The organism is Escherichia sp. 10290, from assembly GCF_030295155.1.
GTDB classification, from domain to species: domain Bacteria; phylum Pseudomonadota; class Gammaproteobacteria; order Enterobacterales; family Enterobacteriaceae; genus Escherichia; species Escherichia coli_F.
Map to the genome: position 1 here is coordinate 2747258 of NZ_AP025741.1, position 15195 is coordinate 2762452.

16 protein-coding genes and 1 pseudogene are annotated in these 15195 nt (G+C 52.7%); 8 read left to right on the forward strand and 9 right to left on the reverse strand.

Annotation, left to right across the window (positions count from 1 at the left end; genetic code table 11):
* Nucleotides 1-166 precede the first annotated feature (166 nt).
* Nucleotides 167-754, reverse strand: a complete 588-nt coding sequence (locus QUE74_RS13900) for a Yip1 family protein (RefSeq protein WP_001295454.1) — start codon at nucleotides 752-754, stop codon at nucleotides 167-169.
* Between the two features lie 169 nt (nucleotides 755-923).
* On the opposite strand from QUE74_RS13900, the gene QUE74_RS13905 reads away from it, so the two are divergent.
* On the forward strand, nucleotides 924-1502 hold the full coding sequence (locus QUE74_RS13905) for a DedA family protein (protein WP_000365433.1): 579 nt from the start codon (nucleotides 924-926) through the stop codon (nucleotides 1500-1502).
* A gap of 128 nt (nucleotides 1503-1630) precedes the next feature.
* Here QUE74_RS13905 and QUE74_RS13910 read toward each other — a convergent pair whose 3' ends face one another.
* Entirely contained in the window at nucleotides 1631-2392 is a 762-nt protein-coding gene (locus QUE74_RS13910) for an SDR family oxidoreductase (RefSeq protein WP_000079553.1), read from the reverse strand.
* Between the two features lie 118 nt (nucleotides 2393-2510).
* Nucleotides 2511-3881: pseudogene (gene mdtQ, locus QUE74_RS13915) on the reverse strand (multidrug resistance outer membrane protein MdtQ); the annotation flags it as partial.
* Nucleotides 3882-4104: 223 nt separating this feature from the next.
* Between mdtQ and yohP the strand changes: the two are divergent.
* Nucleotides 4105-4188, forward strand: a complete 84-nt coding sequence (gene yohP / locus QUE74_RS13920) for a small membrane protein YohP (RefSeq protein ID WP_000691708.1) — start codon at nucleotides 4105-4107, stop codon at nucleotides 4186-4188.
* Between the two features lie 372 nt (nucleotides 4189-4560).
* Here the strand turns inward: yohP and dusC are convergent, their stop codons facing one another.
* From dusC to mhbT, 6 genes are all read right to left on the reverse strand, one after another.
* Nucleotides 4561-5508 carry a tRNA dihydrouridine(16) synthase DusC gene (gene dusC, locus QUE74_RS13925; RefSeq protein WP_001264874.1) on the reverse strand — a complete coding sequence of 316 codons (948 nt, stop codon included), beginning with the start codon at nucleotides 5506-5508 and terminating at the stop codon, nucleotides 4561-4563.
* 158 nt (nucleotides 5509-5666) lie between these two features.
* On the reverse strand, nucleotides 5667-6860 hold the full coding sequence (locus QUE74_RS13930) for a 3-hydroxybenzoate 6-monooxygenase (RefSeq protein ID WP_000170158.1): 1194 nt from the start codon (nucleotides 6858-6860) through the stop codon (nucleotides 5667-5669).
* A 14-nt stretch (nucleotides 6861-6874) separates the two neighbouring features.
* Nucleotides 6875-7519 carry a maleylacetoacetate isomerase gene (maiA, locus tag QUE74_RS13935; RefSeq protein WP_000781203.1) on the reverse strand — a complete coding sequence of 215 codons (645 nt, stop codon included), beginning with the start codon at nucleotides 7517-7519 and terminating at the stop codon, nucleotides 6875-6877.
* Between the two features lie 8 nt (nucleotides 7520-7527).
* The gene (locus tag QUE74_RS13940) at nucleotides 7528-8229 is read right to left on the reverse strand and encodes a fumarylacetoacetate hydrolase family protein (protein ID WP_000196040.1); all 702 of its coding nucleotides are present in this window, start codon (nucleotides 8227-8229) and stop codon (nucleotides 7528-7530) included.
* A 15-nt stretch (nucleotides 8230-8244) separates the two neighbouring features.
* Nucleotides 8245-9273, reverse strand: coding sequence for a gentisate 1,2-dioxygenase (gtdA, locus tag QUE74_RS13945; RefSeq protein ID WP_000131614.1), 1029 nt, complete (start codon nucleotides 9271-9273; stop codon nucleotides 8245-8247).
* Between the two features lie 11 nt (nucleotides 9274-9284).
* Nucleotides 9285-10643, reverse strand: coding sequence for a 3-hydroxybenzoate transporter MhbT (mhbT, locus tag QUE74_RS13950; protein ID WP_000194236.1), 1359 nt, complete (start codon nucleotides 10641-10643; stop codon nucleotides 9285-9287).
* 126 nt (nucleotides 10644-10769) lie between these two features.
* On the opposite strand from mhbT, the gene QUE74_RS13955 reads away from it, so the two are divergent.
* From QUE74_RS13955 to QUE74_RS13980, 6 genes are all read left to right on the forward strand, one after another.
* Entirely contained in the window at nucleotides 10770-11678 is a 909-nt protein-coding gene (locus QUE74_RS13955) for a LysR family transcriptional regulator (RefSeq protein ID WP_000024645.1), read from the forward strand.
* Nucleotides 11679-11808: 130 nt separating this feature from the next.
* Nucleotides 11809-12207, forward strand: coding sequence for a CidA/LrgA family protein (locus tag QUE74_RS13960; RefSeq protein ID WP_001353095.1), 399 nt, complete (start codon nucleotides 11809-11811; stop codon nucleotides 12205-12207).
* On the forward strand, nucleotides 12204-12899 hold the full coding sequence (locus tag QUE74_RS13965) for a CidB/LrgB family autolysis modulator (RefSeq protein WP_000968196.1): 696 nt from the start codon (nucleotides 12204-12206) through the stop codon (nucleotides 12897-12899). The genes QUE74_RS13960 and QUE74_RS13965 overlap by 4 nt, the downstream gene beginning before the upstream one ends.
* 129 nt (nucleotides 12900-13028) lie before the next feature.
* Entirely contained in the window at nucleotides 13029-13913 is an 885-nt protein-coding gene (cdd, locus tag QUE74_RS13970; protein WP_000553548.1) for a cytidine deaminase, read from the forward strand.
* Nucleotides 13914-14102: 189 nt separating this feature from the next.
* A complete protein-coding gene (gene sanA / locus QUE74_RS13975) occupies nucleotides 14103-14822 on the forward strand; it encodes an outer membrane permeability protein SanA (protein ID WP_000920073.1) in 720 nt (239 codons plus the stop codon).
* 2 nt (nucleotides 14823-14824) lie between these two features.
* Nucleotides 14825-15064, forward strand: coding sequence for a DUF2542 family protein (locus tag QUE74_RS13980; protein WP_000383089.1), 240 nt, complete (start codon nucleotides 14825-14827; stop codon nucleotides 15062-15064).
* The last annotated feature ends 131 nt before the right edge of the window (nucleotides 15065-15195 follow it).

The following is a 15195-nucleotide window of genomic DNA, read 5'->3' on the forward strand; positions in this document are numbered from 1 at the left end:
ATTCAGATAGTGGTTCACGCGCACGGGTTGCGCACCGCCGGAGTAAGGATTTACTGAGGCTAGCGACGCCATCATAACGAGCAAAAAGTGCGATCGTCAAAGGAGAATCGTGAGGAAATGCTGCATTGCTGACATTTACGCCAGCAATGCAACACAAAAGAACTTTCTAGAACAAACGATAACCGTAACCCCATAGTATAACGGTAAGGGCGAGCAGCACTTCCAGTACCAGCACGCCAATCGCCAGCGTCGAACTGGAGAAGCTAAGGCCTTCCTCTTTGTTGATATTCAGGAAGCTTGGAATACCGAGATAAAGCAGGTAGCCGGTGTAAAACAGCGCCACCGTGCCGACCAGCGCACACAACCAGACCAGCGGGTAAAGCGCCACCAGACCGCTTAAAAACAGCGGCGTCGCAACGTAGCCCGCGAAGACCATACAGTGCGCAAGCGACGGACGCTGCGGGTAATTGCGTGCCATCCACCAAATGACCCGCCCCATCACCGCGACCCCAGCCAGCATAACGCCATAAAACAAGACAGCCAGCGCCAGTCCGGTAAACCAGGATAACTTCAGGATGGTGCCATCGCCAAAATTCCAGCCAATTTGTGTGGTGCCAATGAAGGCGCAAATCACCGGAATTGCCGCCATCAGCAAAACGTGGTGGGTGTAGTGATGAGAAATCGTTTCGTTTTCGCGATTAATCACCTGCATTTCACGATCGGGATGGGAAAACAGTCCCCAGACATGGCTCATACCGCCCCCTTGTTGTGAGTTCATGAACCTGACAGTTCAAGTATAAGTCAGCTTGTGATTATTTTTTGTTCGCTCATGTAATTTGCACCGTCTGATGTATGTCCTTTTTCAGCGTTAACTATTCACAGGGTGTATGCTTACAGGCAACCAAAGGGAGACAGACTGGCCTATGGATCTCAATACACTCATCTCACAATATGGTTATGCCGCGCTGGTGATCGGTAGCCTGGCGGAAGGTGAAACCGTGACTTTGCTGGGAGGCGTTGCGGCACATCAGGGACTATTAAAGTTCCCGCTGGTGGTACTTTCTGTGGCGCTTGGCGGCATGATTGGCGACCAGGTGCTTTATCTGTGCGGGCGGCGCTTTGGCGGCAAGCTATTACGCCGTTTCTCGAAACATCAGGATAAAATTGAGCGGGCGCAGAAACTTATCCAACGCCATCCGTATCTGTTTGTCATTGGTACGCGTTTTATGTATGGCTTTAGGGTGATTGGCCCGACGCTGATTGGTGCCAGCCAGCTGCCGCCGAAAATCTTTCTGCCACTGAATATCCTTGGCGCATTTGCCTGGGCGTTGATTTTTACCACTATCGGTTACGCTGGTGGTCAGGTGATTGCGCCGTGGTTGCACAATCTCGACCAGCATTTGAAGCACTGGGTCTGGTTGATTCTGGTCGTGGTTCTGGTGGTAGGCGTGCGCTGGTGGCTGAAACGACGCGGGAAGAAAAAGCCGGATAATCAGGCGTAAAACCATTGCCTAGAATAAGGCGTTTGCGCCGCATCCGACATCCGTCGCACCATGCCTGATGCGACGCTTATGCGTCTTATCATACCTACCAAAGATTACCCATTGAAACAACCACGCACCTCACTGCGCTATTCTGGGTTGAACTGCGGATTCGCCAGCATAAAGCCACCATCGACAATTAACGACTGCCCGGTGGTGTAATTTGCGCCTTCAGAGCATAACCACGCCACCAGGCTGGCAATCTCATGCGTTGCGCCGAAACGCCGCAGGGGAATCGAAGGCTCCGCGTCGGGCTTCACGTCGCCGTCATCCATGCCATTCATTGGCGTGGCGATAGCCCCAGGCGCGACTGCATTCACCAAAATCTTATGCCTGACCAGCTCAAGCGCCATCGCTTTGGTTAGCCCACCGAGTGCATGTTTAGCGGCTGTATAGGCGCTGGCATCCGGCAGCGGCGTATGTTCATGTACCGACGTAATGTTGATGATGCGACCGCCCTGCCCTTGTTTCACCATCTGGCGGGCCGCAATTTGCGAGCATAAAAATGCACCATCAACATCAACGGTAAAAATCTTGCGCCACTCATCGAAAGCCATATCAAGAAACGGCGCTTTGGTCATTGTGCCCGCATTATTCACGAGCACATCGATGCGCCCCAGCCGTTGAATAAGTTTCTCCAGCGCCATTGCCCCCTCTGGCAGTTTACCGAGATCCAACTGCACCATCTCCGCACGTACGCCGTGGCTAACCACCTCACGCGCGGTATCTTTTGCCCCTTCTTCATCTGAGTGCCAGGTAATACCAATATCAAAACCCTGCTGCGCCAGTAATAACGCGCACTCTTTGCCGATCCCCGAATCGGAAGCGGTAATAATCGCGACCTGTGCCATCGAGTTCTCCACTTAACGCTGAATAAACGTTAAGTATAGAAGGCGTATATCATCAGCGTTTGTAACCCCCGCCCAACGCACCAGTGAGTTGAATGGAGGCATCCAGCCACTGCCCTTACAATAACAGGCCATTGGCCCGCTCACGCAGCGCCGGGATCCTGGCTTCGCTGACGCGGGAACCAGCAATGATACCCGCGTTAAAGCGGGCCTGCGCAAGACCTACCACACGCAAGGCATCGCGCTCAATTTGCGCCTGATGCTGGTTTTTCTCCGCCAGCGTCTGAACCTGACTGGCTGCCCGCGCCACGTCATTCACCGCTTCAACCACCGCTTTGTTGTAGCTGGCGATAGACAAGTTGCTTTCGGCTTTTGCAATATCGAGGTTGGCGTTAAGACGACCACTATCGAAAATGGGTAGCGTCAGGCCTGCCGTAACGCCCATTTGCTGCGCGGAATGACGGAACAAATCGCTTAAGTGCAACGCATCCTGTTGCAGGAAGGCCATCAGGTTGATGTCAGGATAAAAGGCCGCTTTTGCCGCATCAATGGTGCTTAACGATGACTCAACGTACCAATGCGCTGCCTGCAAATCTGCCCGCCGTGCCAGCAATGAATACCCCAGTTCATCAGGAAGCTGACTTGCCACTTTCGGCAACTCAACCGGTTTAAGCTTCAATGACTTTATCTGGTGATTTGTAAGTGCGCTTAACCGTGCCTCAATAATTTTCATTTTTCCCACGACATCGTTGAGCTGCTGCCGGGTCTTGCTGGCATTAATATCGGTTTCCACACCTTCAACTGAAGAAGTAATCCCGTTCTGGTATAGCTGGCGATCGGTCGCGATAATGGTGTTCTGCTCTTTTTCGATTTGCTGCAAAACAGTGTTTAACGCTGCCTGGGTTTGCCACTCCCAGTAAAGGCGGGCAACGCTGCCAGCCAGCAATTGGCGGGTTTGCTCGCGTTCCGCCGCCCGTGCTTTAACTGTACCCAGGCGAGCAGTAACCTCCGCCCGATTCTTTCCCCAAATATCAAGATGCCAGCCCGCCGTTAAGCCAAAAGTACCATTGGTGTACCACGGACCGGTCGTACCTGCGGCAGGATCGTTCAGAGCAAACGGCCCCATTAGCCCTTCTGCCGACATTTTTTGCCGCTCCATATCCGCAGAAAAATCGATCTGAGGGCCATCCTGAGTGGCAACTGCCTTCGCCTGGGCTTCAGCCAGCTGAATGCGCTGTTCAGCCACCTGCATATCCGGTGCATTCTGCAGTGCATAGTTAATTAATGAAGTGAGTTGATTATCGTGATACTCCAGCCACCATTGGCTGTCTGGCCAACCATTTTTCAGCGCCGTAGGTAATGCGGTGTCAACTTGCGCAGCGGGTGTTTGCTGGCTTAACGCCTGGCGGGTTTCATGCATAGGCGCACACCCGGCCAGCATCAGTAACAGAGGAAAACAGGCGATGGCTGGGTAAAAGGAATCACGATTCATGGAGGAATAGTCAGGTAAGAAAAGGTGCGCGGAGATTACCGTGTGATGCAATATATTTTTTAGTTTCGCGTGGCAATACATCAGTGGCAATAAAACGACATATTCAGAAAAATATACAGTAAGTGAATGATATTCTCCGATTTATCTTAATCACTTATGAGTAACGGCAAAGGGCTTCGTTTTTTCCTATACTTATTCGACACTCACAAATAAAGGAACGCCAATGAAAATTATACTCTGGGCTGTATTGATTATTTTCCTGATTGGACTACTGGTGGTGACTGGCGTATTTAAGATGATATTTTAAAATTAATTAACGTCATCAGATCCGAAAATAACGAGAATATTTCAGTCTCTCATCCTGTTGCGCTCCTGTCATGTACATTGCTTCATATAATCACTAGCGCAAGGAGCGCGCAGGGGGCGACCAGTCGCCGCCGCCCCCTGCACCCCCGGGCTCTGGCGAACAAAATCGCCGCTGCGCGGTGCCCTCGGCTTATCCCTTACGGCTACCGGGTCGGGCGCGAGGTAACATCCCTGTAAAACGCGCCCTCAGCCCACATCCATGTGGGCTGCCCCGGCCTTCAGGGAACGCCTCGGCGATTTTGACGCCACCAAACAACCGTGCGGCCTATTGATAAAGAGCTAACACATTGTCAAAAAACATCACTATGGTTTCTTAGAGTTTCTCGATATCAATGGTCTGAATAGCCCTTGCAATATCAGGGGAATTATTCAACACCCGAACATGCTGAAATAATTCTGTTGCTTCATCGTATTCTTTACGCAAATAACTCAACCACTGTTTAATCCGCGCAACGTGATATAACCCGGTATCGCCCTGCTTTTCCAGACGGGTATATTTTTGTAGCAAAGCAACCACCTCCGGCCACGGCATTCGCGGTTCGTTATATTTTACCACTCGGCTCAGATTGGGAATATTGAGCGCTCCGCGACCAATCATCACCGCGTCACAGCCGCTGATCGCCATACACTGTTGCGCGCTCTGCCAGTCCCAGATTTCACCGTTGGCAATCACCGGAATATTCAGCCGTTGGCGAATCTCGCCAATCGCCTGCCAGTCAATATGCTCCGCGCGGTACCCCTGCTCTTTTGTCCGCCCATGCACCACCAACTCCGTAGCGCCAGCCTGTTGAACCGCATCGGCGATTTCAAATTTCTTCTCACCGCTGTCCCAGCCCAGACGCACTTTCACACTGACGGGCAAATGCGCCGGTACAGCTTCACGCATCGCTTTTGCACCCTGGTAGATGAGTTCAGGATCTTTGAGTAGTGTCGCCCCGCCGCCGCTACCGTTAACCGTTTTCGACGGACAGCCGCAATTAAGATCCACACCCCAGGAACCTAACTCCACCGCACGGGCGGCGTTCTCTGCCAGCCATTGTGGGAACTGACCCAGCAATTGCACGCGCACCAGCGTACCGGATGGCGTTCGGCTGGCGTTTTGTAGCTCCGGGCAAATGCGATGAAAAACTTTTACCGGCAGCAGTTGATCCACCACGCGGACAAACTCGGTGATGCACAGATCGTAGTCGTTAACTTCGGTCAGCAATTCACGCACCAGAGAGTCGAGTACACCCTCCATCGGCGCCAGTAACACACGCATATCATCACCCGCAAAAAAATGAGGCGCTATGTTAGCGCCTCTGGTGTTTGCAGACAAACTGACTTACTGATTAATTCGGGCAAGATTTTTCCCTCACCCTAACCCTCTCCCGAAGGGGCGAGGGGACCGCCCGTGCGCCTGATTGGGTGAAGAAGTGCTCAGCGTGGTTGCAAACAGTTATCTTCTTTCCAGCCGTACAGCCACTCCATGCCGCGATAAAACTCTGCCTGCGATTTCCCTTTCCACAGCAGGTTACGTACCTGACGTTCTACCCCTGCGGCGTGATAAACCCGCCCCATTTCACGGGTCGACCAGACGATGCGCGCGGTGCGCGGAATTCGTACCGACTCATACAGCGCAAAGGCTTGCGCCGCATCACCCTCACACTGCGCCAGCGCCTTACCCAGCGTTACTGCATCTTCCAGCGCCATACAGGCTCCCTGCGCCATATATTGCGCCACCGGATGGGCCGCATCGCCCACAAGCGTTATGCGCTTCGTTCCCCACTTCGCCACCGGTTCACGGTCAGCGGTTGACCAGCGTCGCCATGAAGTCGGTTTATCCAACATCTGGCGCGGACGGGGGTGAATCCCTTCAAAGTAAGAGAGCACTTCCTCTTTACTGCCATCCTTCACGCCCCACTCTTCCTGCTGGCGGCTGTGGAATGTTACCACCAGGTTATACTGCTTGCCGCCGCGCAAAGGGTAATGCACCAGGTGACAATGCGGCCCCGCCCACAGTACCGGTGCGTTAATGCGCAAATCTTCCGGCATATCGGCACAATCGATAACCGCACGGTAGACCACATGTCCGGTGACACGCGGCGCATCGCCCAATAAGCTCTGGCGCACCACTGATTTCACACCGTCACAGCCAATCAGAATATCGCCGCTCCAGCTATTGCCGCGATCGTCAAACACGGTGACATCGTCTTCCGTCTCGCGAATATCCACGACGTTGGTGGAGGTGTGATATTCCACGTCCGGATGCGTCAGTACCGCTTCCCACACCGAGGCATGAATATCAACGCGGTGGATCACCGCGTAAGGGCCGCCGAAATGGTCACGAAAGGCCTGCCCGGTTTCAATACGCACCACTTCTTCGGCGTTCACCGCGTCCATCATGGTGATGTGATCGGTGAATACCGCACGTTGGCGGGCGATTTCGCCAACACCAAGACTATCCAACGCCGAAAACGCATTTGGCCCCAACTGGATACCTGCGCCAATCTCACCGATCTCATGCGCCTTTTCCAGCAGCACCACTTTGATCCCCTGGCGGGCCAGTGACAGCGCAGTTGCCGCACCGCCGATCCCGCCTCCCACAATTACTGCGCGTGTCACTTTAGTCATTATGGTTCTCCTGGTCAGGCTGAAATTTTATCTTGTTGATTTTCTGGCGCTGCGGCAATGAACGCTGGCAGTTGTGTGCAGGCGTCGTACACCGCTTTGCAGCGCGGATATCCTCTCAGATCGCAGTTCATACGTAGCGCGTTCGCCCACTGCGGAACAAGGCAGCAGTCTGCCAGCGTCGGCGTCTCACCCACACAAAATTGCCCCGACTGGCTCTGGCGCAGTAGCTGTTCCACCGCGCTTAACCCTTGCTGGATCCAGTGCGCATACCAGCGTTTTTTCTCTTCTTCACTGACGTTCAGCTCTTCGGTCAGATAGCGCAGCACGCGCAGGTTATTCAATGGATGAATATCACAAGCGATGGCATAGACAATTTCCAGCACCTTATTGCGGGCCGGTTCTTCCTGCGGCACCAGCGGAACTTGCGGGTAGTGACGATCCAGCCAGTCAATAATCGCCAGCGACTGACCGAGTGACTCGCCCTCGTCAGTCAGCAGCGTCGGCACCAGCCCGACAGGATTCATCCGCCGATAGGCCAGTTCATTTTGCCGACCAATACGGATATTCACCCCTTCGGTCTGGTAATTAATGCCTTTCAGCGCCAGCGCAATGCGTACCCGGTACGATGCTGAACTATTAAAAAAACTGTACAGCTTCATCATGCACCTCAGACGATCTTCACCGCGATAGGGGTTAAGCCCTCGACGTTGCCCGTGATCACATCACCTTTGACTACTGGGCCAACCCCTTCCGGCGTACCGGTAAAGATTAGATCGCCCGGTTGCAGTTCAAAGAAGCCTGACAGGTAGCTGATGGTTTCATTCACCGACCAGATGAGATGGCGAATATCGCTGCGCTGGTGATCTTCACCGTTAACCTGTAACCAGATAGGTGCGTTATCAATACCGCCAGTTTCGCTGGCTTTGTGCAGCGGTGCGATGGGGGCCGAGAGATCAAATGCTTTGCCGATTTCCCACGGGCGGCCCATCTGACGCATTTCCATTTGACGGTCACGGCGAGTCATATCAAGGCCTGTGGCATAACCCCAGACATATTCATGGGCCTTTTCCAGTGGGATATCGCTGCCCTTTTTACCAATCGCCACCACCAGTTCAATTTCGTAATGATAGTTATCGGTCTGCGCCGGATACGGCAGCGCCAGCGTTTCGCCAGCGGCGACCGGAACAACGGCATCTGCTGGTTTGCAGAAGAAGAAGGGGGGTTCACGATCCGGATCAAAGCCCATTTCGCGGGCGTGGGCAGCATAGTTACGCCCGACGCAGTAAACGCGGCGCACGGGGAATTGTTCATCACTGCCAACAACCGGTACGGTAACGGGCGCTTGTGGTTCGAATACATATTGAGTCATTTTCTCTCTCCCAAATTAATAACGCGCTTCGCGGAACAGCCCCAGGGCTTCTTGTACCGGTCTGTCCGAAAAACTGAATAAAACGGTATCTTGCGTAGTCTGGAATGACACGCCGTGCCAGGTCGGCACCACAAAGAGATCTTTTGCACTAAAGGTGAAGATTTCATTGCCGATGGTGACTTGTCCGCTACCTTCCACCACATGGTAGATAGTGCTGTCAGTGGTACGCGCCACGCGGGAGGCGAACCCTTTCGGTAGCAGTTGCAGGAAAGCGCCCATCGACGGCATCGGATAGCCGCCGGTGACCGGGTTGACGTAGCGCATTTTGTAGCCATCCCACTCGTCGGCATCGCCCAGGCGGGTTAAATCGTGCAGCACTTCGCGGCTACGGTCATAACGATAGTTAAAGATCGGTGAGGAGTTCCCCGTCTGATGGCGCAGCGGCAACATATTGGCGGCATAACGCGGCAGATAATCCCCCTCTTTACGCGTGACCGGTTGTTGCTCTTCCGGGTAATCTTCGGCAAAACCGCAGCCCAGAGTGTTCACTAATGGCAGATCCAGTCCATCGAGCCAGATAACCGGTTCGTCGCCAGGGTTACCATGATCGTGCCAGCGCCATTGTGGGGTCAGGATAAAATCGCCCTCATTCATTGGCGTGCGTTCGCCATCAACGGCGGTAAATGCCCCTTTGCCTTCAACAATAAAACGCAGCGCCGATTGGTTATGACGATGACTCGGTGCCACTTCGCCCGGCATGATCAGTTGCAAACCGGCATATAAAGTCGCGGTAATGGAAGACTGCCCGCGCAGCGCCGGGTTTTCCAGTACCAGCACACGACGCACAGCTTCTTTCGCGCCAATCAGGCTGCCGCTCTCCAGCAGCAGCGGGCGGATCTCCTGATAATTCCAGTACGCTGGCGCACAGTTGGCGTTGGGCGTTTTCGGCACCAGGTGGTGCAGTGACTCCCACAGCGGGGTCAGGTTTTGCCCGGAAATATGCTGATAAAATTGCTCGCGGCTTTTTTGATTGTTATCAGTCATTAGGATGCTCCTTATTCGTTCACAACGCCTGCGCGAGGCAGTGAGTCAGGGACAGAGGTCGACTGGCGAACCACGGTGATCAGCAGGCTTAACATCACCGCACTGATCGCCGCGGGCACAGCGATAATGAAAAACAGGGTGTCGAAAGAGAAATTCATCGCCATCATCAGGCCGCCAGAAAGCGAGCCGACAATCGCGCCGCAGCGGCCTACGGCGTTTGACCAGCTCACGCCCGTGGCGCGGCTTTGCGTTGGGTAGAGCGTTGCGGTCAACGCGTTCAACCCCACCTGAGATCCGCTAATGCCAATGCCGGTGCCGAAAATCGCCAGCGCCATCAGCCATAATCCATCCTGGCTTAAGCCAATCATCACGATGCATACAGCGCCTACGGCATAGCTCAGCGCCAGCACGCGGAAAGGATTGAACTTATCCATCAGCACGCCCAGCGCCAGCGCGCCCAACGTACCGCCAATCTGGAACGCGGCGGTGACCCAGGACGCGTGTTGCAGGTCTATGCCGCGATGGTTCAACAGCGTTGGCATCCAGCTTGAGAGCAGGTAAATAATCAGCAGGCTCATAAAGAACACCACCCAAAGCATCAACGTAATGGGTAACTGACGTCCCATAAACAGTTGACGAATGCTGCCTTTTGTAACGGAGGCTGATTCAATGAGATAAAAGTGGGTATCGACATAACGCTCGCGGGTGATGGCGCTGACGGTTTTCGCAATCACCGCCTGCGGTAGCTGGCGGCGCACCTGCCAGCGTGGCGATTCCGGCAGAACTACCAGCAGTGCGACAAACAGCATCAGCGGTAACACGCCCCCCAACACCAGAATGCCGTGCCAGCCAATCACCGGCACCAGCTGTGCGCTGACAATCCCGCCAAACGCCGAACCCAGCGTAAAGCCGCAAAACATCAGCGTCACCAGCGCGCCCCGGCGACGGGCAGGCAGATATTCCGAGGTCATGGTGATGGTGTTCGGCATCGCCCCGCCAAGCCCAAGCCCTGTGAGAAAACGCAGTAATACCAGCGTTTGCAGATCTGGTGAAAACGCAGAGGCGAGACTTAACGCGCCAAATAAAAAGACGCATAGCTCTATCACCCGTTTGCGGCCAAAGCGGTCAGACAACGGGCCACAAAGCAGTGCGCCTGCCGTTAAACCCAGCAGACCCGCACCAAAAAGCGGGGCGAGATCGCCTGCGGTGAGTTGCCAGTGAGTGCGAATATCAGGGGCGATAAAGCCGATAGCCGCGGTGTCAAAACCATCGAGCATTACCACCAGAAAACAGCAGATGATAACGCGCCACTGCATCTTGCCGACCGGAGCGGCATCGATAAGTGCTTGTAAATCACGTCGTTGAGTCATAGTAAATGCCTCAGTGCAGGTAAGGTAGATGTTTCTTTTGTTTTGTATATGTTGCGATAATGTGATTAAAGAGATGAGATGTACAATGGCATTTCGGGCAGAGAGATAACCTGGAGGTTATGGCAAATGGCGAACTGGGCGCAAAAACTAAAACTACATCACCTGCAAATGCTGGTGGCGCTGGGTGAACAGGGTAATCTGACCCATGTCGCACGGATGATGAATATCACCCAACCCGCGCTTTCGAAATGGTTGTCACAACTGGAAGATGAGATCGGACTCACACTTTTTGAGCGGCACAGCAAAGGGCTTCGTCCGACCGAAGGCGGCAAATTGTTATTGCAACATGCCCAACGGTTAATCAATGACATGGAAAGATCGCAATATGAACTGGCTCGCTTTAAACAAGGTGGACTGGTCGGCAGTCTGAAAATTGGCTGTTCTCCCGTCGCCACTGACTGCGTATCCCAGGCGATTTTGCATTTGCTCAAGGAGATGCCAACTCTACACCTGAATATCGAAGAGAAGGTGATGACCCCATTGCTGCAAGATCTGTTGGCAGGTTCTATCGATGTGGTGGTTGGGCGAATTGGCGGTCGCGCGTTGCAGCTGCCGCTGAATTATCGCGTGCTCTACACCGAGCCGGTATGCTTTGTCGCCCGTCCTGAGCATCCACTGGCGAAATACGCCACCCTCAGCTGGAATGATCTTGCTAACTGGCGGTGGATAGTCTGGCCGACAGGTACCCCCATCCGCATCAGCATTGATAATGCGCTGGTAGACCACGGCGTGATGCTGCCAGAAAACACGATTGAGTCGGCGTCGATGAACGTCAGTACCAACCTGTTACAAAGCAGCAATATGATCTCTATTTTGTCATTACGCCTGGCGCAACGTTATGCCAGCCAGGGGCAACTGGTGATCCTCAACCTGCCAAAGATTGAACAGAAAGGCAGCGTCGGTGTGTTTTGGCGTAATAACGAAACGCCTTCTTATGCTTTAAGTCAGTTTCTGCACTTTTTACAGCAGAATTAGTGTGCTGAACTGGGCACTCGCCCGATGTTACTTCCCTGTAATTCAACTATGCTGAGAATTCTTAATGTGATCGGTAGCACGTTTTACGAATTAATTGTATGATGAATCCATCTCATCTGGGGTGTTGATTATGAGTAAGACACTGAACATTATCTGGCAATATTTACGCGCTTTTATCCTGATTTATGCCTGCCTGTATGCAGGCATTTTCATTGCTTCCCTGCTACCGGTAACCATTCCGGGCAGCATCATCGGGATGCTGATCTTGTTTGTCCTGCTGGCCTTGCAAATTCTTCCGGCAAAGTGGGTCAATCCGGGGTGCTACGTACTGATTCGCTATATGGCGCTATTGTTTGTGCCGATTGGCGTAGGCGTCATGCAATATTTTGATTTGCTCCGCGCACAGTTTGGTCCGGTAGTGGTTTCCTGTGCAGTCAGTACGCTGGTGGTTTTTCTGGTGGTGAGCTGGAGTTCGCAACTGGTGCACGGTGAACGTAAAGTCGTAGGTCAGAAAGGATCAGAAGAATGATGGCAAATATCTGGTGGTCATTGCCGCTAACGTTAATTGTCTTTTTTGCCGCCCGCAAACTGGCGGCGCGGTATAAGTTTCCCTTGCTTAACCCATTGCTGGTTGCAATGATGGTGATCATTCCTTTTTTAATGCTGACCGGCATCTCTTACGACAGCTACTTTAAAGGTAGCGAAGTGCTAAACGATCTGCTGCAACCGGCGGTTGTCGCACTGGCCTATCCTTTATATGAGCAGCTACACCAGATCCGCGCGCGCTGGAAATCGATCATCACCATCTGTTTTATCGGCAGCGTGGTTGCGATGGTGACGGGGACTTCCGTGGCATTGTTGATGGGCGCTTCTCCGGAAATCGCCGCGTCAATCCTGCCGAAATCAGTCACCACGCCTATTGCAATGGCGGTTGGCGGCAGTATTGGCGGTATTCCGGCAATCAGCGCAGTTTGCGTGATTTTCGTCGGTATTCTGGGCGCAGTGTTTGGTCATACGTTACTTAATGCGATGCGTATTCGCACCAAAGCAGCGCGCGGTCTGGCGATGGGGACAGCCTCGCACGCCCTCGGTACGGCACGCTGTGCTGAGCTGGATTATCAGGAAGGTGCATTTAGTTCGCTGGCGCTGGTGTTATGCGGGATTATTACTTCGCTGATCGCACCGTTCCTTTTCCCGATTATTCTGGCAGTAATGGGCTAAAATTTGCGATACGTCGCGCATTTTTGATGTAAGTTTCATTCGTTGCACAATTAATGAGATTCAGATCACATATAAAGCCATAACGGGTTCGTAAACTGTTATCCCATTACATGATTATGAGGCAACGCCATGCATCCACGTTTTCAAACCGCTTTTGCCCAACTTGCGGATAACTTGCAATCTGCACTGGAACCTATTCTGGCAGACAAGTACTTCCCCGCTTTGTTGACCGGGGAGCAAGTCTCATCGCTGAAGAGCGCAACGGGGCTGGACGAAGACGCGCTGGCATTCGCACTACTTCCGCTGGCGGCGGCTTGTGCGCGTACGCCATTGTCGAATTTTAATGTTGGCGCAATCGCGCGCGGTGTGAGCGGAACCTGGTATTTTGGTGCCAATATGGAATTTATTGGTGCGACAATGCAGCAAACCGTTCATGCCGAACAAAGCGCGATCAGCCACGCCTGGTTGAGTGGTGAAAAAGCGCTCGCAGCCATCACCGTTAACTACACGCCTTGTGGTCACTGCCGTCAGTTTATGAATGAACTGAACAGCGGTCTGGATCTGCGTATTCACCTGCCGGGCCGCGCGCCACACGCGCTGCGTGACTATCTGCCGGATGCCTTTGGGCCGAAAGATCTGGAGATTAAAACGCTGCTGATGGACGAGCAGGATCACGGCTATGCGCTGACTGGTGATGCGCTTTCTCAGGCAGCGATTGCGGCGGCAAACCGTTCGCACATGCCTTACAGTAAGTCGCCAAGCGGTGTCGCGCTGGAATGTAAAGACGGTCGTATTTTCAGCGGCAGCTACGCTGAAAACGCCGCATTCAATCCGACTCTGCCGCCGTTGCAGGGGGCGTTAATTCTGTTGAATCTCAAGGGTTATGATTACCCGGATATCCAGCGCGCAGTTCTGGCAGAAAAAGCCGATGCGCCGTTGATTCAGTGGGATGCCACCTCCGCAACGCTGAAAGCTCTCGGCTGTCACAGTATCGACCGCGTGCTTCTCGCTTAAGCCTGGTGCCGGATGTGGCGTGAACGCCTTATCCGGCCGCCTTCAGGTCTGACACACTGATAAACGTCGCATCATACTTGCCAGCTCTCTCCCGGTGTCGAAAATCCCGGCAAACAGTTTGCCGTTTCTTGCGCAAAACCAGCGGGTAAAGTAGCCTGATGGAAATTTTCCTTAGATCGAGTCTCCTGCATGTTAAAGCGCGTGTTCTACAGCCTGTTAGTCCTGATCGGCTTGCTGCTGTTGACTGTGCTCGGCCTCGATCGCTGGATGAGCTGGAAAACCGCGCCTTATATCTACGACGAATTGCAGGATCTCCCCTACCGCCAGGTCGGCGTGGTGCTCGGCACAGCAAAATATTATCGTACTGGCGTAATTAATCAGTATTATCGCTACCGTATTCAAGGAGCGATTAATGCCTATAACAGCGGCAAGGTAAATTATCTATTACTGAGCGGCGATAATGCTTTGCAAAGTTATAATGAGCCAAAGACCATGCGCAAAGATTTAATCGCCGCAGGTGTCGACCCATCAGATATTGTCCTCGATTACGCAGGTTTTCGTACGCTGGATTCCATCGTCCGTACACGCAAAGTTTTTGATACTAATGATTTCATTATTATCACCCAACGTTTCCACTGTGAGCGGGCATTATTTATAGCGCTACATATGGGGATTCAGGCCCAGTGTTATGCCGTACCGTCGCCAAAAGATATGCTGTCAGTACGTATTCGCGAATTTGCCGCCCGTTTCGGTGCGCTGGCTGACCTTTATATTTTTAAACGTGAACCGCGCTTTTTAGGGCCGCTTGTGCCTATTCCGGCTATGCACCAGGTGCCGGAAGATGCACAGGGGTATCCCGCCGTCACGCCCGAACAGTTACTTGAATTACAGAAGAAACAAGGAAAGTAGTTATGGATGTACAGCAGTTTTTTGTGGTTGCCGTTTTTTTCCTTATCCCGATATTTTGTTTTCGCGAAGCATGGAAAGGCTGGCGTGCAGGCGCGATTGATAAACGGGTTAAAAATGCAGCGGAACCGGTGTATGTCTGGCGAGCAAAAAATCCCGGACTTTTCTTTGCTTATATAGTGGCATATAGTGGCTTCGGAATTTTATCTATTGGTATGATTATTTATCTTATTTTCTATCGTTAATATTGTCCCTCCCCTGTTAATTATTGAGAATAATTATTACTTCAGTCAATAAGCTGCGGATATAACATTCTGAACCGCAGCTATTTGTGAATTCTTTCACAGTTTAAATTTCCCCACACGCTTAGCCTTAA